Consider the following 24,211-nt stretch of genomic DNA (forward strand, 5'->3'; position numbering starts at 1 on the left):
GGCGCATCCCTTGCGGCAGGGTGCGAGAGCGGAGCGAAGGCGTCACAGTAATGTAGTGCGCTCCTGCTACTCGCAGCTATTTCCTCAAGGGGTGCCATTCCATGCAGCTCAATCGCCGCTCTCTTCTCGCTCTGATTTCCTCGACCGCATTGCTTCCATTGACAGCGGGCCTCGTGAAGGCCGCCGATGATGGTGTCGATTTCATCATCCTCTCCGACCTCCACTCCGCCTATGAGCGGATGGCACAGATGCTCCATCTGATCGAGACGCGGGTCGCCGCAGCACAGCGCCCGCAGGTCATCCTGATCAATGGCGACCTGTTCGAGGCTGGCAATGTCGTGGCGGCACGCTCCGGAGGCGAGGCAGACTGGGCGTTTCTCGACGCCTTGGCGAAACTTGCGCCCACCGTCTTGAACATCGGCAATCACGAACCTGATTTCGAGAATGACCTCGCGCGTGTCGTCGAGAAAGCCCGTGGCCTTGGGGTCACCGTGCTCACCAACATCAACGACACGCGGACGGGCAAGCCTTATGCAGAGGCGTCGGCAAGCCTTTCCGCCGGTGGAATGACCATCAATATTGCCGCTTTGGCAACGACCGCGGTCAATACCTATCCCAAGGCGACGCGCGAGATGATCGACGTGCCGCAGCCGGTGGAGTGGGCGAAAGCCAACCTTCCAGGCATGCTGACGGGAGATGCCATCAACATCGTGCTCAGCCACGCCGGCGTGGTCGCCGATCGCGATATTCTGCCGGTGGTGCCGGATGGCACCCTGATGATCGGCGGCCATGATCATCTGACGCTTGTCCACGAGGCCGGCAACACCCGCTATGTTCACACCGGCTCCTGGGCGTCGCTTCTGACGGTGGCGACGATCAGTGCGCCCGGCAAAGCTGCAGACCTTGAGCGGATCACAGTGGACCGCGATGCACCTGCCTCCCCTGCTCTCGAAGCGATGATCTCCAGCCTCATGGAGACGCATCTGACGGCGGAAGACGGCAATGTGGTGGCCCAGACGACGCACTCCATGACGCTGGGCGAGACCGCGCGTTTCGCTGCGGCTGCAATTGCCGCGTCAACAGGCGCGGATATCGGCTTTATCGGCCATACGTCGTTTGGCACCGGACTGCCGCAGGGGGATATCCGGCGGTTCGACTACAATGCCGCGCTGCGGTTCGAAGGCAAGATCATGAAGGCGGAAGTGGATGCCGCGACGCTGTCTGCCATCATGGCCCGCTGCAATCAGGATGGGGACACACCCCTTTCCGCACGCACCGGCGATTTCCTCTATGCCGCTCCGGCGCAGCCGCCTGAAAAAGAGCGCTATGTCATTGCCTGCAACGACTGGTCCGCGATCAACCGCAAGGCCTATTTCGGCCGCGAGGATCTCGCCTTCTCCGAGGTTGCAGATCTGCAGCTGAAATCACTGGTGCTCGAGGCGCTGAACGGCGTCTGAGGATCAACAAGCTGATGACAACCACCCGTGAGACAGGGCGGCGCGTTCCGCCGGCCCTGTCCCATGACACGGTCCACTACCAGGAGCGGATGTCGAGCACGCGATCGCGATGCGCCGGGTGTGTGCTGAACACGAAGATGCGGTCGAGCTCCTTCTGCGTCAGAAGGCTCAGGAAGCGGACCTCGACCGTGTTGTTGGCGTAGGTGCGCATCAGCAGGCAGCCGACCTTGGAAATGCGGGCGTCGGGAATGTCCAGGTAGAACTGCTCGGGCAGCTTGTACTGGGTCAGGAGGCTGAGGACGGCACCGCTCATCGAGATTCGTACGACGTCGCAACGGCGGGCGGCCATGTTGAGCACGCCTTTTTCGGTGTACTCGATGCGCGCCGCATTCATCGTGTCTTCCATGCGATACCGCGTTTCGCGGTCGTACATGAAGGACTCTTCCTTGTTCAGAAAATGATTTTTGCCGCGGCTCTGGACACTCACGCCCTGTCTCCCTTTTAAAATGTAGAAAGGGTACAAGCCGAAGTTTAACAGAGGATGATCCGCTCCCATTTCGGCACAAATCTGTGAATCTCTCAGATTTTATGCCTAATCATTCCTGAACGTTCAGCGCCGATATGTTTTTCCTTCCGAATCAAAGAGATGGAGCTTCTCCAGAGGCGCCGACAGGCGGACGACGTCACCCTTTCTGGCCTTGAAAATGCCCGGCATCTTGGCAATGACCGGCTCCTGATCGCCGATCCCCTCCAGGTAGAGAAGCGTGACTTCCCCGAGGGCTTCGGCGATGGCAATCTTGCCTTCAAACAGGAATTCGCCCTCGGTTGTGACGGTCAGATCCTCGGGTCTCACGCCGAAACTTGCCTGCTTGCCTGCCTCCGAGGCCGCGGTGGCGAGCGGGACCCGGACGGACTTGCCATCCGCAAGCGAGACTGTCGTCGCCTCTCCCGTCTCAGTGATCGTGACCGGGATGATGTTCATCGCCGGCGAGCCGATGAAGCGGGCAACAAAGAGGTTCTGCGGCCGCTCGTAGAGCTCCAGCGGTGGTCCCACCTGTTCGATCCTGCCGGCGGACAGGACGACGATGCGGTCGGCCAGGGTCATCGCCTCCACCTGGTCATGCGTGACGTAGATCATCGTGGTGTCCGGCATCGACTCGCTGAGCTTGGCGATCTCGATGCGGGTGGCGACGCGGAGCGCGGCGTCGAGGTTGGAGAGCGGCTCGTCGAAGAGGAAGACCTTGGGGTCGCGGCAGATCGCCCGCCCGATGGCAACACGCTGGCGCTGGCCGCCGGACAGAGCCTTCGGCAGTCGGTCGAGATAGGGCGTGAGCTGCAGGATTTCCGCCGCCGCCCGCACGCGCCGGTCGATCTCCGTCTTGCTTTCCTTGGCGATCCGCATGCCGAAGGCCATGTTATCGTAGACGGTCATGTGCGGGTAGAGCGCATAGGACTGGAAGACCATGGCGATGCCACGCTTGGAAGGCGGCACCTCGTTGACGACCCGGCCGTCGATCGACATCTCGCCGCCGGTGATCGTCTCAAGGCCCGCGATCATGCGCAGAAGCGTCGACTTTCCGCAGCCGGACGGACCGACGAAGACAACGAACTCTCCCTGCTTGATCTCCAGGTCGATCCCATGGATCACCTTGACCTGGCCGTAGGCCTTGCGGATGTCCTTCAGTACGACGCTTGCCATGGTGTCCCCCCTTATTGCTTCAGGCGCGACGGGCGAAAAACGCCCCCCAGGCCGGCAAGTTGATGCGGTTGTCTTCAACGCTGCTTTCGAACCCATGTCCTCCGAGCGCTTCCCAGTCGCCCGCCGGCGGTTCAACGACCATCGCCTCCGGGCTCATGTTGAACATGCACAGGACGATCTCGTTGCCATTGCGGCGCTCGTACTGGAGAAGCGGAGCGTCCGCCGGGAGAAACACCATATCACCTCTCGCCAGCGCCGGATGCTGTTTGCGGAACGCCAGGAAACGCCGATACTGCTCGAGCACGGACTCCGGATCGCCGTATTGGGCGCTGACGGCTTTCAGTTGGTGCTCCACCGGGATCGGCAGCCAGGTCTTTTCCGCTGTGGAAAAGCCCGCCTGCAGTGCCTGCGCATCCCAGACCATGGGCGTGCGGCAGCCATCGCGGCCCTTGAACTCCGGCCAGAACTGGATGCCGTAGGGATCCTGCAGATCGGCATAGGCGATGTCGGCCTCCGTCAGTCCCAGTTCCTCTCCCTGATAGATGCAGATCGACCCTCTCTGGGTCATCAGAATTGCGGCCAGCATCCGGACATAGGCGTCGCGATCCAGAACCTCCATGCCCCAGCGGCTGGCATGGCGCACGACGTCGTGGTTGGAGAATGCCCAGCAGGCCCAGCCTTCCGATGCCGCAGCGGAGAACGCCGTCTGAACTTCCGAGACACGCGACGGCGTCAGCGCGTCGGGGGCAAGGAATTCGAAGGCGTAGCACATGTGCATCTTGTCGCCGCCGGAGGTGTATTCGCCGACGATCTCCAGGCCGCGCTGGCTGTCGCCCACCTCGCCCACCGCGGCGATCGCCGGAAACTCGTCCAGCACGGCGCGGAAGCGCTTCAGGAAGTCGATGTTTTCCGGCCGGTTCTTGTCGTAGATGTGCTCCTGGAAATTGTAGGGATTGACCGCCGGCGCCGTCGAGGCGTTGCGGCGCGACGGCTCAAGCGCCGGGTTGTCGCGCAGGTCCCGGTCGTGGAAGTAGAAGTTGATGGTATCGAGCCGGAAGCCGTCGACGCCCCGCTTCAGCCAGAAGCGCGTCATGTCCAGCAGCGCGTCCTGGACCTCGGGATTGTGCAGGTTGAGATCCGGCTGCGAGGTCAGGAAGTTGTGCATGTAGTACTGCATGCGCGTCGGGTCCCAGTGCCAGGCCGAGCCGCCGAAGATCGACATCCAGTTGTTCGGCGGCGTGCCGTCCGGCTTTGCATCCGACCAGACATACCAGTCGGCCTTGGGATTGACGCGGCTCGACCGGCTCTCGATGAACCAGGCGTGCTGGTCCGAACTGTGCGACATCACGAGGTCGATCATCACCTTGAGGCCGAGCCGGTGTGCCTCGTGGATGAGCCCGTCGAAGTCCGAGAGCGTCCCGAACATCGGATCCACTTCCGTGTAATTGGAGACGTCGTAGCCGAAATCCTTCATCGGCGACGGGAAGAAGGGAGAGATCCAGATCGCATCGGCTCCGAGTGCCGCCACATGCGGCAGGCGCGCCGTGATGCCCTTCAGGTCGCCGATGCCGTCGCCGTTGGAGTCCTGGAAGGATCGGGGGTAGATCTGATAAATGACAGCGCCGCGCCACCAGTCCTTGTCGGGTGTCGCCGTCGTTGCAGTGTGAATGGTCATCTAAAATCCTGTCGTCATCAAAAATGCTCAGCCGCCCTTGACCGAACCTGCCAGCAGGCCGCGGACCAGATATCGCTGAAGGCCGAAAAATACCAGAAGCGGAATAATGATGGTGATGAAGGCGGAGGCCGTCAGGATTTCCCAGTTGCCCCCGCGCGATCCGAGCAGCGCATTCAGGCTGCCGGTCAGGACCAGCTGGTCTCGCCCGGTGCCGAGGAATACGATGGCGATCAGGAGATCGTTCCAGACCCAGAGGAACTGGAAGATGGCGAAGGAGGCAAGCGCCGGGAACGACAGCGGCAGGACGATCTTCATGAAGATCTCGAAATCGCTGGCGCCATCGACCCGGGCCGATTCGATGATCTCCTTGGGCAGGCCGGCAATGTAGTTGCGCAGCAGATAGATCGCCAGCGGCATGCCGAAGGCGGTGTGTGCCAGCCAGATGCCGGCATAGGTCTTGGAGGGCACGCCGAACAGGATGCTGATCTCGTTGTAGAGCCGCAGCAGCGGGATGAGCGACATCTGCAGGGGCACGACGATCAGGCCGATGATGGTCGCCAGGATCAGCGCCCGGCCCGGGAACTGCATCCACGAGAGGGCGTAGGCCGCAAAGGCCGCAATCAGGATCGGGATTATCGTCGCCGGGATCGTCACCGTCAGAGAATTGATGAAGGACTGCCCCAGCCCTTCGGCGGCGATCACCCTTTCATAGTTCTCGAGGGTGAACTCGGGAGCGCTCGCGACGCTCAGATAGACGCGCTGGCCGCGGCTGCCCTCGAAGGGGGCTGTGCTGGCGTGAACATAGGAGCCGTCCTCGTTCACCGTCAGCGTCTCGCCATCGCCGATCTCGGCGGCCTCGCCCGCTTCGAAGGCCGCCGGCTCCTGAACGCGAACACCGAAGGCGCGGACGGTTCCTGCAGCACCTTCCTCGAAGACATTGCCGGTAATGACGTAAGCGGCGCCCTCCTGCCGCTGCTCCGAGGGGTCGCCGAGGCGTGCGGCAGATGTCTGAACCGAACTGCTGAAGGCGGTCCACCAGCCAGATGTGGTGATCTGGTCGCGGTCGCGGACGGAGGTAACCAGGATGCCGAGTGTCGGGATCAGCCAGATGATGACGATCAGCAGCACCGACAGATGGACGGCCAGACGGGGAAGCCCGATGCGGCGGATGCGCGTTGCCAGTGCGGTCATCTCAGTGGCCCTCGGATTCGCGGTTCGCCTGGCGGATGTTCCAGACCATGATCGGCGTCACCGCCGCCATGATGACGAGGGCGATGACGGCGCTTCGGCCGCTGTCACCGCCGCCGCGGAACATCCAGTCGAACATCAGGTTGGCGAGCACCATGGTGTCCCACTGGCCGTTGGTCATGGTCAGGACAATGTCGAAGACCTTGAGCACGAGGATGGTGATGGTCGTCCACACGACGGCAATGGTGCTCCAGATCTGCGGCACCATGATTTTCCAGAAGATCTGCCAGCCGCTGGCGCCATCGATGACCGCCGCCTCGATCGTCTCCTCGGGAATGCCGCGGAGCGCCGCAGAGAGGATGACCATGGCAAAGCCGGTCTGGATCCAGACCAGGATCGCCATCAGGAAGAAGTTGTTCCAGAAGGGCAAGGCGATCCAGACCTGCGGGTCGCCGCCGAAGAAGGTCACGATCGCGTTGAGCAGGCCGATCTGCGTCTCGCCTGCGCCGCGGTACTCGTAGATGAACTTCCAGATGACCGATGCGCCGACGAAGGAAATGGCCATCGGCATGAAGACGAGGCTCTTGGCGATATTGCCCCACCAGATGCGATCCGTCAGCACGGCGATGACAAGGCCCAGGAAGGTGCAGGCGGCTGGCACGACCAGGAGCCAGAGGAAATTGTTGAAGATCGATTGCCGGAAGCCGGCATCCGATATCGCCCAGCGGTAGTTGGCGAGGCCGACGAAAACGTCGCCTGAACGTCCGTAGAAGGAGAGTATGACGGTGGCCACCACCGGATAGACGAGGTAGACGCCGAGCAGCAGCAGGGCCGGGCCCAGAAAAAGCCAGGGGCGGATGACGGCGCGGCGATTGAGGTTTCGCGAGGCCAGCTGGACGTCGCCGGATGGCGTGGGCAGGACGACCTGGAGGATCTTGTCGGACAGCCAGTAATAGAGAGCGCAGGCGAAGACGCCGACGACCATCACCCCGACGGCCGATATGATCTGCGATGCCATCCTTACCTCCCCACCCCGAGCAAGCCCTGCCTCGTGCCTATCCTACCGCCGTCAGCGGCAGGCATGCCACAAGGACCCCGCCTGCTGTGCAGGCGCGGTCCTTGATTGTTTGCATCAGTTCAGGCCGTCCCATGCCTGCTGGATCTCCGTCGCGACCGTCTCGGCATCCTTGCCGCCGACATAGTCGACCATGCCGGTCCAGAAGGCACCGGCGCCGATCTTGCCGGGCATCAGGTCGGAGGCATCGAAGCGGAACGTGGTCGCCGACGTGAGGATGTCTCCCTGCTTCCGCAGCGGATCATTGGCATAGGCCTCGACATTGACCCCCTTGTAGGGCGTCAGGAATGCGGCCTGCGCCATCCAGACCTCGTGGGCGATCGGTGTCTTCAGGAACTCGATGAACGCCTGGGCCGCGGGCGTATCCCTCGTGATGGACACCAGCGTTCCCGCACCGAGCACGGGCGTCCCAAGGTCGGCCTTGGACGCATAGGTCGGCATGTAGAAGAAGTCCGCATCCGTGCCGAGCTCGGTTCCTTCGGGGAAGAAGGATGGAACAAAGGACGCCTGATGGTGCAGGTAGCACTTCGGCGGGATGTCGAAGAGGCCCTTCGGGCTGTCCCGGAAGTCGGTGGAGGCGACGGCGGCGACGCCGCCGCTGACGTATTCCTCGTTCTTGGCGAACTTGCCGAATTCCTTGATGGCGCCAACGACGGCAGGATCATTGAACTTGATCTCATTGCTCACCCACTTGTCGTAGGTTTCCGCCGGCTGCGTGCGCAGCATCATGTCCTCGACCCAGTCGGTTGCGGGCCAGCCGGTTGCGCCGCCCGAGCCAAGGCCGATGCACCAAGGCACGCCGCCGTCCTCGACGATCTGGTCGCTGAGCGCGATCAGGTCTTCCATCGTCTCGGGGATTTCGTAACCCGCTTCCTCGAAGTTTTCCGGCACGTACCAGACCAGCGACTTGACGTCGGCCTTGTAGGGGAAGGCATAGAAATGTTCTTCGCCTTCCGGGCCTTCGTAGGTGCCATAGCCGACCCAGCTTTCACCCGCGCCGTAGTTTTCCTTTACCCAGTTTGCCGTTTCATCGCCCAGCGGAGTCAGGAAGCCCTTGTCGGCCAGATCGGCCAGAAGGCCAGGCTGCGGCAGGATCGCGATATCGGGCGGCGAGCCAGCCTGGGTGTCGATGACGATCTGCTGCTCGTAGTTTTCCGAAGAGGAGTAACGGGCATCGACGCCGGTCGCTTCGCGGAAATAGGCAAGCACGCTGTTGAAGAGGATTTCGTCGTCACCGCGCCAGGGGCCGAACAGCGTCAGGCTCTGGCCCTGCAGATCGCCATGGGACGACTTGAAGTCCTCGAAGCTCTGCCAGTTGAAGCGGGAATCCTCCCCCGGGGCAAATTTCAGTTCCTGCGCGCCGGCGCTGCCGGCGACAAGAGCCGCAACTGCAACGCCCATCCAAAAGGTCTTCCTCATGCCAATACCCTCCCTGGTATCCAATACCGTCTTGCGATGACCGCGCTGCCGCGGTCGTCTCCGTTTTCTTGGTCATAGTGATGTGTTCTTCTACTCTATGGAGTCAAGCCCCCCGCACGCGTGCCAGAGCTGGCACCGGTCGACCTGCAGGGGCACACCGGGGCGCCTTCATTCCAAGGGTGTTCAGGCCGCCCGCAGAGCGGCCCCACCACGGAATGGCATCCGCGCAGACCTAGAATTTGGGGAGCGGGCGGCCGGCAGCACGATGCGCCGCGACGACGGTATTGGCCATCAGCATCGCGATGGTCATCGGCCCGACCCCGCCCGGAACCGGCGTGATCGATCCGGCAACCTCGGCGCATTCGTCGTAGGCGACGTCGCCGGTGATCTTCGTCTTGCCCTCGCCCTTTTCGGGCGCCGGAACCCTGTTGATCCCGACATCGATCACCGTTGCGCCCGGTTTCACCCAGTCTGCCTTGACCATGTGAGGACGCCCGACTGCAGCAACGAGAATATCGGCGCCACGGCAGATGGCGGGGAGATCCTTGCTGCGCGAATGGGCCATGGTGACGGTGGCATTGGCGGAGAGCAGCAGCAGCCCCATCGGCTTGCCGAACAGGTTCGAGCGCCCGATGACGACAGCGTTCAGGCCGGAGAGATCCGGCCCGTGGATCTTGTTGATGAGGATCAGTGCGCCGGCCGGCGTGCAGGAGATGAGCCCGCTGGCGAGATCGCCGGTCGCGAGCTTGCCTGCGTTGACGACGTTCAACCCGTCGACGTCCTTTTCGGGTGCGATCAGTTGGATGACCGGTTCGGACGCAAGGTGGCGCGGCAATGGCAGCTGGACCAGGATGCCGTGAATGGCAGGATCGGCGTTGAGTTCTGCGACCAGCCGCTCCAGGTCTTCCTGCGCCGTCATCTCAGGCAGGTTGTGCTGAATGGAATTGAAGCCGCACTGCTTGGCCATCTTGCTCTTGGAGTTGACGTAGGCGTGGCTTGCCGGATCATCACCGACGATGACGACGGCGAGGCCGGGCTTGATCCCCGCTTCCCGCTCCAGTGTCTGCGTTGCCTCGGTTACCGTTGCGATGACCGACGCCGCGGCCTGCTTTCCGTCGATGATGTGCGCCACGCCCCGTCCCCTGTCCAACATGAAGCCCGGTCCAAGGCTCCTGGATACCTGTTCCGGCACAAGCCTTAGCTTCGCACTGCGAACAATTGCAAGGCGGTTGCGACAACAATCACGCGAAATGCCGAAGACGGTGTCTGCTTCGCCAGCCGGAGCATCATCGTATAGTCGACGCTGCCGATTCCACAGGACGGACGGGGCCGATCAGGCCGCTTTGGAACGAGCCGCGCTGACAGCCGTGGAAAGGCTGGACCTGCCAACCGAGGGAGCGCTGGTCTCCGCAAACCGCTCAAGCCCCTTGCCTGCAAATATCACCAGGCTGGCTGAAACGGCCGAGAGCCGCACACGATCCGTCACGTCAAGATGCGGCTTCGTCACGACGACCAGATCGACGGCGGGTGTGGGTTGGAGGCGATCGATGGTTGCAGGCACTACCCGGTGCCACGGTGCATGGTCCTGGAGGCGGGCCTTCAGTTTTTGCCCGTCCTGACCGTTCTCGCCGATCAGCAGGACGTTCAGCGGCCGCTCCACATAGGTCAGAAGTGCCGGCACCAAGGTGTCGGAAGAAAAGTCCACGGCGGGTCGGCGCCCGATCAACATGGCGAAGAGACCGGCGAGGCCACGCCGCGAGGGCAGAAGAACCTGCTGGGACAGCCATCTGCGATTTTCCGAGTCGACCAACAGCGTGGCGAGCGTAGCATCGTCGAGAAACGAGATCTCGGTTCGCGTCCCGCGCCGCGAAAGTGCGGCCTCAGCCCTTGCAAGCATCTCCGACCAGCCTGCGTCGAGAACCAAAAGCCCGAACACCGTGCGCGCCGCACCGGAAGTGCCCGGCACCTGCGCTGCGTGTCTGTCAGCGCGCGATTGAATGAACGAGAAGATACGCATACACAGCCTCCACCGCTTTCCATGGGTCGGCCAGAGACCTAGCAGACGGCGGTGAACGGGGGCCCAAGGGGACCGCTAAAGATTTAGCGATCCCTGTATTTGCTGTTTCTGGGAGAATTAGTGAGCGGCCGGGGCAGGCTCTTCGACAGTGGCGCCTTCGACGATCTTCGTCGCCTCGACGGGACGCTTGCCTTCGCGTGCGACGTTGGTGCGGATGTCTTCCTTCGACATGAAGTCAAGTTGTTCGACCAGCACCTCGGAGATCATCCCCTCGCCCAGATGGTGATTCATGTCATCCTTGATCCGTGTCCGGAAAGTTTCCAGGTCGAAAGCGCCGGGATTGCCAAGGTCGATCATCTTGTCGCCGACGAGGAGGGTGAACAGCTCGTCGGTCGTCAGTTCCGTCAACGGCAGATCGACACCCTTGATCTTCTCCTTGTCCATCATGAAGGAGAAGCGGCCGAGGAAATAGCCGGTGACCATGCCCTCGGAAATGACCGGAATGGTCAAAGCCTCTCCCCGGACGAGTTCGAACGCTTCCTTCTTGGCAGCTTCTTCGTCGACAGGCGGCGGCGGTGCCGACATCTGCACGGAGAAATAGACCGCCGCCAGGGTGACGATGCAGACCCAGAGGCCGGTGAGAAGGAGCTTCAGCATCAGTTCTCGCTGTAGAGAAATTGTTCCTGGGTGTAGGTGCCGTCGCCGTCGGCTTCACGCGCGGCGTTCTTCAGCAGATCCGCCACGGCACGAACCGCATGCAGATGCGCTTCGACCCGGCGGGCGTTCACGGCAAGCTTCTGCTTCAGTGCGTGCATCTGGTCGATGTGAGCGACCGCCAGTTCCTTGGGGTCGGTGCTGCGGAACAGCATCGTCAGTTCGTAGAGGCAGCGGCTCTTGTGTGCGTTCGATACCTTGAGATCGAACTGCGGGTCGCTGCCGATCCTCTGGTTTTCGTTGTCGACGATCATTTCAAGCCGACCGAGAACGGTCTTGATCCGATGATCGTTGGATACAACTTCCATGTTTCCTGCCCCAATTTCTCTCATGTCAGGCTTCGCTTTCCTTGGCGGCCGAGAGGCCGAGGACCTGACGTTCAAAATCCGTGATCATTCTCATTGCGCGGTCGCGATCACTTTCATCCGTGGTCGCGTTGACGACCCTGCCTTCGCTTCTGGCAAGCGCCTGCGAATACATCTGCTCGGCAATGCCGACGCCGCCGGTCTTCGACATGCTGTCGGCGATCTGCTCAGCCATCATGCTCTTCCAGAATTCGCCGGCGGAGCCCTTGCCGTAGACTTCCTCCGTATCCTTCGGCAGCATCGAACCGATGAAATTCTGCAGGATGCTCGCCTCGAACTGGCGATACTCGTCCGGCATTTCCGCCATCTGCTTGCTGGGCTCTGCTTTGCCGAGGCCGGCCTTGGAGGCAGGGGTCGACAGGATATCCATTGCCGCACCAAAGCCGGCTCCGACTTCGGCAAGGCTGGAGGCCGCATAGGCGGCCCGTGTCGCCTTCAGCTTCGCCTGCGCAGCCTGCACTTCCGTCGGATCCGCAGCGCGCACGACATCGAGGACAAGGTCGCTTGGAGGAGAGATCGCCACGTCAATTCCTTTCGCCATGACTATTGCGCGTCAGCCCGCAGGCTGCAGCAGCGCAAGGACATTTCGATTTATGGTGCATGCCGGAACGCCTTCATCAGGCGCCGGTCATACCGTGGAAGAGACTATGGCTTCTGAAGCTTGCTGGAGGCTGGCGCGGCCAGCGTTATTTCAAGAAGATCATATATAGCCTGATCGGAAGCCTCACGGTCTTCCAGATCTCGGGCATCCTTCATGTGTTCATCCAGGCGGTCCCCCTTGGTGCGCTCCTTCAGAACCTTGTTTTCCTGGAACTGCTGCACGTTCTCCAGCTGCTGATCCTTGATCCTCAGTCGGCCATAGCGTTCGGCATAGTTATGGGAGAACTGGCGATGCACAGGGTCCATGGAGCCGATGGCCTCGATGACCACCTCCATCGACTGCGCAACCTCTTCCCGGTGGCGCGTCGTTGCCGCCAGCTCGCTCTCCGCCATCTTCTCCAGATGCCGCTGGACCGTCACCAGCCGCTTGAGTTTCTTCGAACGGTTCTGCTCTGCCATGGCGACCTCAGAAGGACAGGAAGACCGTGGCAAAGCCATCCGCAAACTGGCGGATGAATGCTGCGATCGACAGATAGAGAAGGAAGAGCCCGCCCGCGAGCAGGAACGGCGTGGAAATGAAGAAGACGGGGATCTGCGGCGCCAGCTTGTTGATGAGGCCGATGGCGACGTTGAACATCAGTCCGTAGATCAGGAAGGGGCTGGCCAGGCGCAGCATCAGATCGGTGGTCGCCCGCAGCGTGTCCGTCAGGGTGATCAGCATCTTCTGCGAATCGATGACACCGCCGACGGGCGTTGCCGTGTAGGATTCCACCAGCGCGCGGAAGATCACATGGTGGAAATCGAGCATGAACAGCATCAACAACGCGCTGAAGCTCAGCATGTTCGTGAGCTGGTTTTCCGAGGTATCCTCGAGAACATCCATTCCGCCAGGCGCGGTGAAGCCGATCGACATCGTCAGGATCGCGCCCGCGTACTGCATGCCGAGCGTGTAGAGCCGAGCGATCAGGCCGTAGACCACGCCCACCATGGTCTCGCTGACTATCAGGCCGATATAGATCGGCGCCGGCGAGGAAACGCGGGGATAGATCACGTCCCACAGCAGCGGGAGCACGGCCATCGAGACCGCGATTGCGACGATCAGCCGGACATTGGTCGGAATCCGGGCGCTGCCGAAGCCGGGGAGCACCATGATGCAGCCACCCATGCGACAGAACGCCAGGAACAAGGCAAGAATGGTCCCTTGCGGGTCGAGAAGCATCAGCACGATCCCTTACGGGTCGGTCATCAGGAGATGGCGCCCAAAATCTTGATCTCGAGTCCCTTTGCAAGCTCCACGTGGGATAGGACAGGAAGCGTGGCGAACAGCCGCTCGATGATCATCCGCACATAGGACCGTGTTTCGGGCGAGGTTACAAGGACGAAGGGTAGTCCGCGGTCCATGAATTCACGGATAACTTTCGTCGCCTGCTCGCTGAACTCTTCCAGGCTGCGCGGATCGATGTCGAACTCGACGACCTCACCCTTGGCGTCGCGCTTCAGCGCCTGGTGGAAGATCATGTCCCATTTGGTGCCGAGGCGCAGCACGCGAAGCACGCCGTTGTCGGCAAGGTCGCCGCAAAGCTGCTGCGACATGCGGATGCGGACGTGTTCGACGATCTGCTCGGTCTTGCGCACATGCGGGGCAAGCTCGGCCACGGCTTCCAGGATGAGGTGGAGGTTGCGGATCGACACGCGTTCCGCGAGCAGAAGCTTGAGCACGGCCTGCAGGCCGGAATAGGACATGTGCGACGAGCAAATCTCGTCCGCCAGCTTCTTGTATTCCGGATCGAGACGGTCGATCAGGATCTTGACGTCCTTGTAGGACAGGAGCTGCGGCAGGTTGTTGCGAATCACCTCGGACAGATGGGTCAGCACCACCGAAACGTTGTCGATGGGGTGGAAGCCCTCGCGCTTCAGATCTTCCGCGAAGGTTTCGAGAATGGAGACCGCCGGCATGCCGAAGGCCGGTTCGCGGATCTCGTCGCCCGGAATGCTCGGCTTGCGGCCGGCCCCGGTCACCACCAGAACGTCGCCCACACGCAGCGTGTTGGATGCGATCGTCGTGCCGTGGACGCGGATCTGGTAGGACTTCTCCTGGATCATGATGTCGTCGGTGACCTTGATCTCCGGAACCACGAAGCCGTACTGCGAAGCGAACTTCTTGCGCATCTTGCCGACGCGGAAGGCAAGCTCCTGATGGGCACCGAGGAGGCGGGTGGAGACCTGCTTGCCGAGCGCCAGTTCGATCTCGGCGGTGCGCAGCGCGCTCTTGACGGAATCCTTCTCGGCTTCCTTGTTCTGGACGACCTTCTTCTCCTCGTCCTCGCGGCGCACCTTGTTTTCCGCTTCCAGCTGACGCGGGATGATCCATGCACCAAAGCCCATGACGGCGCCCAGCGCCGCGAACGGGACCAGGGGAAGGCCCGGCACCAGTGCCAGCATGCCCATCAGGCCTGCCGACATGAAGAGCGCGCGGGGATAGCCGCTCAACTGGTCGAGGACGGCCTTGTCGGTCGATCCCGCGGTCCCGCCGCGGGAAACCAGAAGGCCGGCCGCCAGCGAAACGATGAGGGCCGGAATCTGCGACACGATGCCGTCGCCGACGGAAAGCTTGACGAAAACGTCTGCGGCTTCGCCGATTTCCATGCCATAGCGGAAGTAGCCGATAATGATGCCGCCAAAGATGTTGATCGCCGTAATAATCAGGCCGGCGATGGCATCGCCACGCACGAACTTGGAGGCACCGTCCATGGCGCCGAAGAAGGAACTTTCCTGCTCCAGTTCCGAGCGGCGGCGCTGCGCCTCCTTTTCATCGATCATGCCGGCGGAAAGATCCGCGTCGATCGACATCTGCTTGCCGGGGATGGCATCGAGGGTGAAGCGGGCGCCGACTTCCGCAATACGGGTGGCACCCTTGGTGATGACGATGAAGTTGACCGTCACCAGGATCATGAAGACGATCACCCCGATGACGAAGTCGCCCGACATCACGAGGCTCGCAAACCCGGCGATCACGCCGCCGGCAGCATCGTGGCCCTCGTTGCCGTTGGAAAGGATCACGCGGGTCGTCGCGATGTTGAGCGACAGCCGGACCATCGTCGAGATCAGCAGAATGGTCGGGAAGGAGGAGAAGTCCAACGGCCGCTGGATCCAGAGCGAGACCATCAGGATCAGGACCGAAAAGGCGATCGAGAAGGCCAAGCCCATGTCGATGAGGAAGGTCGGTATCGGCAGAAACAGGACACAGAGGATCGCAATGATGCCGGCGGCAAAGCCGAGATCCCGCCCGTTAGGTGCGACTTTGGGAATTACGAGTGCGGGTGGTTGCGCCATGGTGCATCCGTCTCTTCATGAGAGGGGGCAGACAAGTCTGCCAGTTCACCACCTGCTTAGAATGCGAAGCTTGTGCGAGGATGTGCGCAATGCGGACAGCCGCTAGAAGCCTGACTGCACCCTCGAAAAGACGAGCGTCGCGAAGAGATTGATCTGGGCGCCGATGAAAGGTGCCGTCACGCCGAGCGCCACCATGATGGCGACGATCTTGGGGACGAAGGTGAGGGTCATCTCCTGCACCTGCGTCAACGCCTGCAAAAGAGCGATACCAACGCCCACGATCATGGCCGTAAGCACGGCGGGACCTGATGCCACGAGGATGGTCCAGATCGCCGCCTGCATGATGTCCAGGGCGTCGGCTTCGTTCATGTCGCCTGCTCCAGCCCGAATCATTCGAGCCTTGGTTGATTAGCCGGTTGTACCGCCGGCGGAGTCGTCCGTCGAGCCGTCGGTGGTCTCGTCGGTCGGGGTCTTCACGATTGTCTCGTTCGAGATGACCACGCCCGCCTGCAGCAGGACCTTGTCGCCCGCATCGGTAATGGCGATGACGCCATCGGAGTAGACTTCGACTTCCTTGATCTTGCCCATGACCGTATCATCGGCACTCTGCACGTATTTGCCGACAAGGTCGCCGGCCCGCGTCAGCGCTTCGGCCTGCAGCATGCTGCGCAGATGCGAGTTGGTCTGGATGGTCTGCTCGACCTGCGAGAACGACGCGAGCTGGGACATCTGCTGGCCGGCGTCCATCGGATCGGTCGGATCCTGGTTCTTCATCTGGGCGATGAGAAGCTGCAGGAAACTGTCGTAGTTGAGGCCCGCCTTGTCGGCGTCCGCAGAGGTTGCAGCGGCATTGGCCCAGGGATTGGACGCAGCCGTTGTTACGGGATCTACCGCCATGGAGCGATCTCCTTGCGGATTTGTTCAATGGTTGCCGGCGTCATTTCCTGGTTGTTCAGGATCCGGTCCTCGATGGGATAAAGCCCCCGGATCGCCTTCAGAGCGTCGAAGGCCCTGCCGGATGCCACCAGACCGTCGATCCGCTTCAGCTCGGCGAGAATCTCGTCGTTCTGGAAGCAGTTGAGCAGCATGCTCACCGACTTGCGGAAGAGTGCCAGGGACTGGTCCTTGCCTTCCGGATTGATCAGCATCATCTGGGCGATGAAATAGAGCTGGCGGAGCGGCGTGTTGGCGTCTTCAGGCTGGAGGACATGGTTCTCCAACAGGAAGGTGACGTCGTTGAGGAATTCCAAAGCCACCTTGCGATCGACGCGCAGCACTGCGCCGTTGATGAAGATTCGCTCGCCGGATTTCAATGAGATGCGCAGCGTACTTTTCATTTAAGTCCATCCCTGATGATGGTGGTCACGTCGATGATGCCCTGGTAGTTGGTGGACTGCCGCTTTCTGATCCGCTCGCACTCCTTCAAAATCCAGATGGCGATTGAGATAAGATTGGCGCGCAGTTCGGTCGCAAGCTCGTTGTCCGGCTGCTTGAGATCTTCGATGAAGCTGATCCAGACGCGCCGCGTGTAGTAGATGGCGTCAATCGTCGCACGGGAGTAATCGCCGGCATTCATCGCGGCCGTCAAAAGTTCTATCGATCGGTCCAGCGCCTGCCGTTCACGGTCCTTGGCGTCAGCGACGCCATCTTCCATGATCTCGGCATATGAAAACTGGTACATTCATGTATCCTTCATTTTCACGGACTTCCCTCTTCATCAAAGGAAGTTGACTAGGCTCAACTGCTGCAGGCGGGCGGTCAGCGTGTAGGCTGTCTCGACCAGCGCCTCGAGGCCCTTCACTCTCGTCGAAGCCTCGTAAGCATCCACGGCTTCGAGATCGTTGAGATGGACCTCAATGATGTTCATCTGGGCGTCGAGGGTCTCGTCCGCCTTCTTCACACGCTCGGCCGACAGACCGAGCGTCGCACGCTCACCGGTCAGCCCGGACATGGCCTGGCCGATGTAACCGGTGGAGCGGCTGACCGCTTCCTCCTTTGCCACGTCCGACATGTCCGAGGTCAGGAACTCCATCGAGACGAGGGAGGTCAGCACGAACTTGCGCATGCCCTGGCTGTTGGCATTCGTCGACGTCTGGACGATCTCGCTTTGCGTGATCCGGCTCTTCATGTTGTCGTCGGAGGCGCTGGACACAAACGTGCTCCAGAAGTCCTGTCCGGCCACGGCTGGATCATGAGGCGGATCGGTCAGTAGCGATGTTCCGTCCAGCTTCGCCTCCATCTCCGTCAGGAAGGCATCCATGTCGGCCTTGGTCATGTCCGACTTGGACGCGATGCCATTGTTCGTCATGAAGAAGTTCAGCTCCGCACCAAAAGCGGTAATTGCTGCAGACCCTTCCTTGGCAACATCTTCGAAAGGTTTTACGTCGGTGTTAATGCCGGAGAACAGGTATTCGCCGTTGACGGATGTATTGGCGAAGTTCGAGAACGTATCGAGCGAGTTCTGAATTGCCGTACGCGCAACATCGAGATTGGTCGCGTCACTACTGGAGCCGATGCCAACGAGTGAATCCAGAACCTTCTGGCCCAGCTCTGCCATTTTCGACAGCGCTTCCTCGGAGGACTCGAGCCGTTGCGTGGCCAGCGAGTTCGTCGTGAGCATCGACTTGATGCGCAGCACGTCCCGCGTCAGGTCGAGGCTGCGAGCGGTGGTTGCACCGAGAGCCACTCCGACGTCGGCATGACGGCCCGTGGTGACCTCCTGCTGGGCCGCCACCATGTCCTGCTGCGCCTTGGCGACTGCGGTGCGCATCGTCGTCTGGAGGCTGAGGGATGATACGAAGGATGTTTTCATCGGTTAGCTCGCTGCTGCCAGGAGTGCCTGCATCATCTCGTCCACGGTGGACATGAGCTTGGCTGCTGCTTTGTAGGACTGCTCGATGTCGAGCAGCAGCGAAAGTTCCTCGTCCAGGCTGACGCCGGTTTCGCTCGAGTAAGCGTCGTTCGCACGGCTGAGCATGGCGAGCTTGTTTTCGGTCGCCGAGGTGGCCGTGCTGCGGCGCATCTCCAGCCAGCCCATGGAGTCTGCGGCGAATTCCTGGACCGACAGCGACCCGCCGATTTCGGTGCCGTCGTCGAACACGATCTTTGCGTCGAAAGCGTCATCGAACTTGTTGAGGAGATCGGAATATCCGGTCGACTGGGTGGTGTTGACGATATAGCCAACCCCGTTGATGCCACCGTCGCGGATCAGGCTGGGATCACCGGTCGGCGGAATGACCGCAGGATTGATGCTGATCGTGCCTGCCAGACCAGGCTCCACGATCCCGTCGGCCGGCATTCCCCCCAGCGAACTGCCGGTGAAGAGACCTGGCAGCGTCGGAAGCACCGCAGGGTCGGCCGGATCGCTCTCCGCGAAGGCGATAATCAGACCGCGCGCCACTTCGTCGAGCTGGCTCTGGAAGAGCGGCGCCACTTCGTCGCGGATCTGAAGAAGGGCCTGAAGCGAGCCTTCGGCATTGGTATCGGAACCCTTGCCCGCTCTCACCGCGACGCCATCGATATAGACCGCGTTGCCGACCGTTGCCGCGCTATAGGCAACCGTTGGAGCAAAGGTCACCGTCCGGGGCCCTGTTTCAAACAGGGTCGTTCCCTCCGAGGTGTAGAGAACCATGTCCTGATTTTCGCGGACAGACGAATTGACGCCGACAATCTCGGAGATCTGCTTCAGCAGGGTGTCGCGTTCGTCGAGCGCGTCGTTGGGGTTGCCGCCGACGGCGACTTCCTGCTTGACCTTGTTGTTTGCGACTTCGAACTGGGAGAGCAGCGCATTGAGGGAATCGACGCTCTGGGCGATCTCGTCATCCGCGCGATTGCGGATGGCCTGCAGTTCGTTCGAGGCCGTGTTGAGCCCCTTGGCAAGATCCTGCGCCGTGGACACAACCGTTGCGCCGAGTGTGCTCTCGTTGGGCTTGCTCGCCCAGGTCTGCAGGTTGTTGCGCAGGTTGCCAATGAGAGCATGGGGCGAGGTCTCGTAGTCGTTGCCGCCCATCAGCGACTTCATTTCCTCCAGCCCCGCCAGAAGCACGGCCTGACCGCTGTAGATGGACGAACTTTCGATGGTCTGGCGCTGCAGGGCGACGTTCTGAGATCGCTCTATGCCAACCACGAGCGCGCCATTGCCGCTGCTCGTCAGCACCGCAGAGCGCCGGACGTAGTTGGCGTTCTGGGCATTCGCAATGTTCTTCGAGGCAACTCCGGATTGAATTCCGGTGTTGTTAAAGACTGACTGCGCCGTGTTAAGTGCTGACGAAAGGGTCATGGTGAATGCCTCTGGGAATTAGTCCCCGTTACCTTTTCAGGTTGACGAGAACTTCCATAAGTTCGGAACCGGTCTGGAAGACCTTGGAGTTGGCGGTGTAGTTGCGCTGGGATTCGATCATCGAGGTAAGCTCCTCGGCGATATCGACGTTGGAATCCTCAAGCGCGTTCGAGATGATCGTGCCGTAGCTGCCGTTTCCAGCGTAACCCATGACGATGATGCCCGAGTCATTGCTCTGCGTGTAGACGTTGCCTGCCAGCGGGTTCAGCTGGTCGGGGCTCTGCACGTCCGCCACCGCAATGCGATACTTGGGGACCAGGTCGCCGTTGGAGTACTTCAGGTAGACGATGCCGTCTTCGCTGATTTCATGGCCAACGACGTTGCTGGCGGCATTGCCATCGATCTTGCCGTTACCGACCTTGAATTCGGAAGACAGCTGCGTCGAGCCGTCGATGCTGATCGTCAGGCTGTTGAACTCAGCCCCACCAAAGGCCATGGCCTGCGTCGTCAGGGAGAGCGGCGTGATGATCTTGCCGAGTGCATCGAACTCCATGGTCGGAATCCTGCCGATACCATTGGACGGCGAGTTGACACCCGTTTTTCCAGGGTCAGACGTGACTGCGGAGAAGTCGATGGTCATGGCTCCGAGAGTGCCGGTCGCCGGGATGACCAATGCACCGCCGGGAATAGCGAAGGGCGCCGCATTCAGCGGTGTCGTCGACGTCATCCCATCATAGACATTGACGCTCCAGCCTGTCGGACCCTTGATATAATCGTAGCGCAGGGTTCTTGCGTCTCCGTTCAGATCATAGGCGATCTCGGAGCCCTGGAACGTCGTGCCGTCGGCGGCGATCGAATCGAGGTTGCCGACCGCAGTCGCATCCGTCGTCGCGTCGGCCAGCGGGTCGAATTCCCGGCTGAGGAGCGAGGTGCCTTCGTAGGCAACGTCTACGGTCCAGGAGTTGTCGGCGAGCTTCGTGTAGGTGATGTCGAGAAGACGGGTATTGCCCTGCGTGTCATAGGCCTTGAGCGAAGTCTTCTTCTCGTAACCGACAGCTTCCTGCGAGGGCAGATTGACGTCAAGGATGCCGCCGACTGACGGAGTGGCGTTCAATGCACCGGAGGAGAGGTTGACCTCCGTCAGGCCATCAAAGCCGTTGATGACGATCGTCGGATCCTGCCCTTCGACATACTCGTAACCCATCAGCGTGAAGCCGGCCGCGTTCTGCAGCGATCCGTCGGACATGCCCGTGAAGTTGCCGGCGCGTGTCAGGTACTCTACGCCGTCGGTGCCTTGAACGATGAAGAAACCGCGGCCGTTGATGGCGAGATCGGTTGCCGACGTCGTGTAGGTGAAGGTGCCCTGCGAGGAGATCGAGTAACGCACGTTGGTGGTGACGCCGCCCGAGTTGTACGACCCCTCTCCCGAAGGCAGGATCAACGATGAGAACTGCGTGGATGCCTTCTTGTAACCAGCGGTCGAGGCGTTGGCGATGTTGTCGCCGACCGTGCTCAGCCGATTGGCCTGTGCATTCATGCCGGACACGCCGGTTCTCATAGTTCCGTAGAGGCTCATCTTAAATCCTCGTTGCAGCTTATACCAGGAGAGTAGGCGGTGGGCCTTGCGTGAAGCTGTCTGGTTTCCGCTTCCCTGTCGGGAGGCGGAAACTGTGGAGGCTTCAGCTCCAGTCGATGCAGTAGCCAAGGAATCGCTTGGAATCGACCGGATCGTGGCCGAGGCGCTTGCGCAGCTTCTTGCGGAGCTTGCTGATGTGGCTTTCCACGACGTTCTCTTCAACTTCCTCGTCGAAGATGCCGTAGATCGCGTTGAAGATCTGGGTTTTCGAGACGCGGCGGCCGCGGTTGGCGACCAGGTATTCCAGGATACGTCGCTCACGGCGCGGCAAGGCGAAAATCTCGCCTGCGATCTCCGGATCACGGCCATCAGAGAAGACCCGGATCTGCCCGACGTCGGTGTAGTTGGCAATGGCCTTGAGGCGGCGACGGATCGCAGCGGCCCTGGCCAGAATCTCACGCGGATGGACCGGCTTGCGCACGACGTCGTCGACGCCACTGTCGAAGAGCGCCAGGGTCGCATCCAGCGAGGGATGATCGCTGACAGCGATCACGGGGGCCTGGGACCGGTCCCGGATCGTCCGCGGCAGTTCGAGCATGCGATCGCCCTGACCGATCAGGAAGGCTTCCACGGCATGGATGTCGCCATCCGCTGCCGTGCTGACCCATTCGGCAAACTCTGCCGGGTCAAAGCCGGTGGAAGGGATGCCCTCGCGGCCAAAAAGGGATGTATAGCCGTCTTTAACGAGCTCGCGCTCATCAACCACTACGATCATTCGTCCGCCTCCGAATCAGTTGTGGTGCTTCAATGACCCTATGGGTACGAATCGCGGGAATCGGGCACAAGCTGCAGGAAGTTAACTAAACAAATTAATAGTTGATTAACCATTGGACTGCGATTTGCACTAGATATAGTGTCTCGCGACGCGGACAGGCACAATTATCCGGTGGATAACGTTAAGACTTTACTCATAAAGGGATTGCCTGACTAGTTTTCGCCCCAAACGCGCCACACATCGGCATGCGAGTCTCGGGGGTCGACGATTCAATCCAGAATTGTCAGTTGTTGCAGAACTGACTGGCGTTCGCAGTCCATTTTCCGTAGCCGGTCGCGACCAGATTGCTGATGACACGACAGACATATTTCTTCTGCGCGGGGTCGTTGTTCGGCCCAGCATGGTATCTTGCTACCGCCATCGTCCAGGTTTCGTGACGCTTATGGAGGTTGTAAAGAAACTTGGCTGCGTACTCGACGTTGCGCCGAGGCTCGAACATCTCGGCCGCTGAAGCAAAGTTCTCGCCATGGAAATGGTGGTTGATCTGCATGCAGCCGATGTCGATGAGCTTGCGCCCTTCCCGTCTGGCTGCGTCGAACACGCCCAGGGCATCGCCTTGCGAAGAGGGATAATAGGCCTTGCCCTCCACGTTCATCGCATAGGGGTAGAGGCTTCCTTTGCGGCCCGTTTCGGTCAGTCCCACCGAGTACAGGATACCCTCGGGTACACCGTATTTGGCGGCAGCGGCCTGGATCTCTTTTTCACAGGCCCCGGCTGACGCCGCCACCGCCTCAGAGATAGAGCTGCCCAGCGCGAGTGTCGCCAGCAGCGCCAGGACCGAAGGCTGCCGAAGTATCCAACGAAGAGTCATTGTCGAAATTCCTGCTATCGCCCGTCTGATCGAAGCGTTGACCGGACTGTTCCCGGTTGGCTTCACCCTGCCGCTCACCGCTGCCGGTCATCTGTTGGCCGTTCTGAGCCCCCTGCTGACCCTTCTGGCTGTCCGTGTCGGCCGTCGGTGCGACGCTGATCGTCACCTGGTCCACCGAGAAGCCCTGGGCTCGCAAGGCATCGAGCATGCCGCTGCTGTCATCGCTCAATTGCTGAAGGGCGGCACGGGTCTCCACCGTCAGGTGAACATGAAGCTGCTCGCCGCTCATCTTCAGCATGGCTGTGACCGAACCCAAGTCATGAGGGTTCATCTGAAGCTTCAGCATGTGGACCACGGAGCCGGAGCTGCTCTGGGCGGCGGTATTGGACAGCGTCGCATCCGGCTGCATCGCCGAAGACCAGCTCTGGTCGCCGACCATGGCTGCCATGATCGAGGCGCTGTTGGATCCGCTCGGCAGACCGACGATACGGCGCGAATCCAGGACCATGACGGTCTCAGTCGATGAGGAGGCCGTCTTGGAGTCGGACCCGCCTTTCTCGTTCGACTGAGCCGCTTGCGTCAGTTCAGCATTGATGCTGCCGTTCTTGGCGTTGATAAACTTGAAATTTCGCTCGGGTCCGACGTCCGCCTCATCGGCAGACGGCATGTCGAGGACGGCTTCCGCGGTCGCACCCCTGTGCGTGGCATCGGTAGCCGAACCGATCTTCTCCGCGCCCTCGCCACTCGAGCCTCTGCGTCCATCGCCTGCGGGCGCTGGACGCGAGGAGCCGGCATTGACAGCCGATGCGGCGGCTGCCGAGTTCAGTCCGGCCAGAATGCTCAGCAGGTCTGCAGCGCCTCTGACTTCGCCAGTTCCCTCTTCGGCCGTCTCGCTTGCGGTTTCGTCATCATCCGCGACCGGTTCTGCGTCTTCAGCAGCGGGAATGACCACGCTGTTACTGCTGTCCTGCAGGTGGCGCTGAACCTGCCCCTTGGTCGTCGGGAAGATCGAGGAGACAGAGGTTCTCGTCGTCTCACCTTGGTCTTCGACCGTATGCTCGCCGGCTTTATCCAATGCCGTTCTGACGGAACGCCTGCCACTTTCCGCCGCCGGCGTGTCCGCACCGTGGGCCGTCGTCTGGTGAGACATGCGTCCCTCACCGTCAGT

25 protein-coding genes and 1 pseudogene are annotated in these 24,211 nt (G+C 61.1%); 1 reads left to right on the forward strand and 25 read right to left on the reverse strand.

What is annotated here, in order from left to right; all coding sequences use genetic code 11:
* Positions 1–101: 101 nt before the first annotated feature.
* Complete coding sequence (locus EO99_RS0103820) at positions 102–1,457, forward strand: metallophosphoesterase (protein WP_029617317.1); 1,356 nt, start codon at positions 102–104, stop codon at positions 1,455–1,457.
* Positions 1,458–1,533: 76 nt separating this feature from the next.
* Here the strand turns inward: EO99_RS0103820 and EO99_RS0103825 are convergent, their stop codons facing one another.
* The 25 genes and pseudogenes from EO99_RS0103825 to fliK form a co-directional block, all read right to left on the reverse strand.
* A complete protein-coding gene (locus EO99_RS0103825; protein WP_051679693.1) occupies positions 1,534–1,890 on the reverse strand; it encodes a hypothetical protein in 357 nt (118 codons plus the stop codon).
* Positions 1,891–2,067: 177 nt separating this feature from the next.
* The gene (locus tag EO99_RS0103830; protein ID WP_029617319.1) at positions 2,068–3,156 is read right to left on the reverse strand and encodes an ABC transporter ATP-binding protein; all 1,089 of its coding nucleotides are present in this window, start codon (positions 3,154–3,156) and stop codon (positions 2,068–2,070) included.
* 19 nt (positions 3,157–3,175) lie between these two features.
* Positions 3,176–4,831 (reverse strand): beta-galactosidase BglA, encoded by a 1,656-nt coding sequence (gene bglA / locus EO99_RS0103835; protein WP_029617320.1) that lies wholly within the window; start codon positions 4,829–4,831, stop codon positions 3,176–3,178.
* A 27-nt stretch (positions 4,832–4,858) separates the two neighbouring features.
* Entirely contained in the window at positions 4,859–6,022 is a 1,164-nt protein-coding gene (locus EO99_RS0103840; protein ID WP_029617321.1) for a carbohydrate ABC transporter permease, read from the reverse strand.
* Between the two features lies 1 nt (position 6,023).
* Positions 6,024–7,037 carry a carbohydrate ABC transporter permease gene (locus tag EO99_RS0103845; RefSeq protein WP_029617322.1) on the reverse strand — a complete coding sequence of 338 codons (1,014 nt, stop codon included), beginning with the start codon at positions 7,035–7,037 and terminating at the stop codon, positions 6,024–6,026.
* Positions 7,038–7,151: 114 nt separating this feature from the next.
* Positions 7,152–8,513, reverse strand: a complete 1,362-nt coding sequence (locus EO99_RS0103850; protein WP_029617323.1) for an ABC transporter substrate-binding protein — start codon at positions 8,511–8,513, stop codon at positions 7,152–7,154.
* Positions 8,514–8,745: 232 nt separating this feature from the next.
* Complete coding sequence (gene folD / locus EO99_RS0103855; protein ID WP_037110965.1) at positions 8,746–9,645, reverse strand: bifunctional methylenetetrahydrofolate dehydrogenase/methenyltetrahydrofolate cyclohydrolase FolD; 900 nt, start codon at positions 9,643–9,645, stop codon at positions 8,746–8,748.
* A 201-nt stretch (positions 9,646–9,846) separates the two neighbouring features.
* Complete coding sequence (locus EO99_RS0103860; protein WP_029617325.1) at positions 9,847–10,530, reverse strand: hypothetical protein; 684 nt, start codon at positions 10,528–10,530, stop codon at positions 9,847–9,849.
* A gap of 117 nt (positions 10,531–10,647) precedes the next feature.
* Positions 10,648–11,187: a hypothetical protein gene (locus EO99_RS0103865; RefSeq protein WP_029617326.1), complete on the reverse strand. Its 540-nt coding sequence runs from the start codon at positions 11,185–11,187 to the stop codon at positions 10,648–10,650.
* Positions 11,187–11,552, reverse strand: coding sequence for a hypothetical protein (locus tag EO99_RS0103870; RefSeq protein ID WP_029617327.1), 366 nt, complete (start codon positions 11,550–11,552; stop codon positions 11,187–11,189). The genes EO99_RS0103865 and EO99_RS0103870 overlap by 1 nt, the downstream gene beginning before the upstream one ends.
* A gap of 25 nt (positions 11,553–11,577) precedes the next feature.
* Positions 11,578–12,132: a rod-binding protein gene (locus EO99_RS0103875; protein ID WP_029617328.1), complete on the reverse strand. Its 555-nt coding sequence runs from the start codon at positions 12,130–12,132 to the stop codon at positions 11,578–11,580.
* A gap of 122 nt (positions 12,133–12,254) precedes the next feature.
* Positions 12,255–12,668, reverse strand: coding sequence for a hypothetical protein (locus EO99_RS0103880; RefSeq protein WP_029617329.1), 414 nt, complete (start codon positions 12,666–12,668; stop codon positions 12,255–12,257).
* Positions 12,669–12,675: 7 nt separating this feature from the next.
* A complete protein-coding gene (gene fliR / locus EO99_RS0103885) occupies positions 12,676–13,428 on the reverse strand; it encodes a flagellar biosynthetic protein FliR (protein ID WP_029617330.1) in 753 nt (250 codons plus the stop codon).
* A gap of 26 nt (positions 13,429–13,454) precedes the next feature.
* Positions 13,455–15,542 (reverse strand): flagellar biosynthesis protein FlhA, encoded by a 2,088-nt coding sequence (flhA, locus tag EO99_RS0103890; RefSeq protein WP_029617331.1) that lies wholly within the window; start codon positions 15,540–15,542, stop codon positions 13,455–13,457.
* Between the two features lie 102 nt (positions 15,543–15,644).
* Positions 15,645–15,911: a flagellar biosynthesis protein FliQ gene (gene fliQ / locus EO99_RS0103895; RefSeq protein WP_029617332.1), complete on the reverse strand. Its 267-nt coding sequence runs from the start codon at positions 15,909–15,911 to the stop codon at positions 15,645–15,647.
* Positions 15,912–15,950: 39 nt separating this feature from the next.
* Positions 15,951–16,439 (reverse strand): flagellar hook assembly protein FlgD, encoded by a 489-nt coding sequence (gene flgD / locus EO99_RS0103900; RefSeq protein WP_029617333.1) that lies wholly within the window; start codon positions 16,437–16,439, stop codon positions 15,951–15,953.
* Positions 16,430–16,879 carry a flagellar biosynthesis repressor FlbT gene (flbT, locus tag EO99_RS0103905; RefSeq protein ID WP_029617334.1) on the reverse strand — a complete coding sequence of 150 codons (450 nt, stop codon included), beginning with the start codon at positions 16,877–16,879 and terminating at the stop codon, positions 16,430–16,432. The genes flgD and flbT overlap by 10 nt, the downstream gene beginning before the upstream one ends.
* Positions 16,876–17,223 carry a flagellar biosynthesis regulator FlaF gene (gene flaF, locus EO99_RS0103910; protein WP_029617335.1) on the reverse strand — a complete coding sequence of 116 codons (348 nt, stop codon included), beginning with the start codon at positions 17,221–17,223 and terminating at the stop codon, positions 16,876–16,878. The genes flbT and flaF overlap by 4 nt, the downstream gene beginning before the upstream one ends.
* Before the next feature lie 36 nt (positions 17,224–17,259).
* On the reverse strand, positions 17,260–18,354 hold the full coding sequence (locus EO99_RS0103915; RefSeq protein WP_029617336.1) for a flagellar hook-associated family protein: 1,095 nt from the start codon (positions 18,352–18,354) through the stop codon (positions 17,260–17,262).
* 3 nt (positions 18,355–18,357) lie between these two features.
* Positions 18,358–19,821: a flagellar hook-associated protein FlgK gene (gene flgK, locus EO99_RS0103920; protein ID WP_029617337.1), complete on the reverse strand. Its 1,464-nt coding sequence runs from the start codon at positions 19,819–19,821 to the stop codon at positions 18,358–18,360.
* A gap of 28 nt (positions 19,822–19,849) precedes the next feature.
* A complete protein-coding gene (locus tag EO99_RS28740; RefSeq protein WP_456238893.1) occupies positions 19,850–20,674 on the reverse strand; it encodes a flagellar hook-basal body complex protein in 825 nt (274 codons plus the stop codon).
* A gap of 9 nt (positions 20,675–20,683) precedes the next feature.
* A pseudogene (locus EO99_RS28745) lies at positions 20,684–21,397 on the reverse strand (flagellar hook-basal body complex protein); the annotation flags it as partial.
* A gap of 103 nt (positions 21,398–21,500) precedes the next feature.
* Complete coding sequence (locus tag EO99_RS0103930) at positions 21,501–22,172, reverse strand: response regulator transcription factor (protein ID WP_029617339.1); 672 nt, start codon at positions 22,170–22,172, stop codon at positions 21,501–21,503.
* Positions 22,173–22,455: 283 nt separating this feature from the next.
* A complete protein-coding gene (locus EO99_RS0103935; protein WP_051679685.1) occupies positions 22,456–23,043 on the reverse strand; it encodes a transglycosylase SLT domain-containing protein in 588 nt (195 codons plus the stop codon).
* A complete protein-coding gene (gene fliK, locus EO99_RS0103940) occupies positions 22,964–24,193 on the reverse strand; it encodes a flagellar hook-length control protein FliK (protein WP_029617341.1) in 1,230 nt (409 codons plus the stop codon). Before fliK ends, EO99_RS0103935 begins: the two co-directional genes overlap by 80 nt.
* Between the last annotated feature and the right edge of the window lie 18 nt (positions 24,194–24,211).

It is taken from the genome of Pseudorhizobium marinum, assembly GCF_000705355.1.
Classification (GTDB): Bacteria; Pseudomonadota; Alphaproteobacteria; order Rhizobiales; family Rhizobiaceae; genus Neorhizobium; species Neorhizobium pelagicum.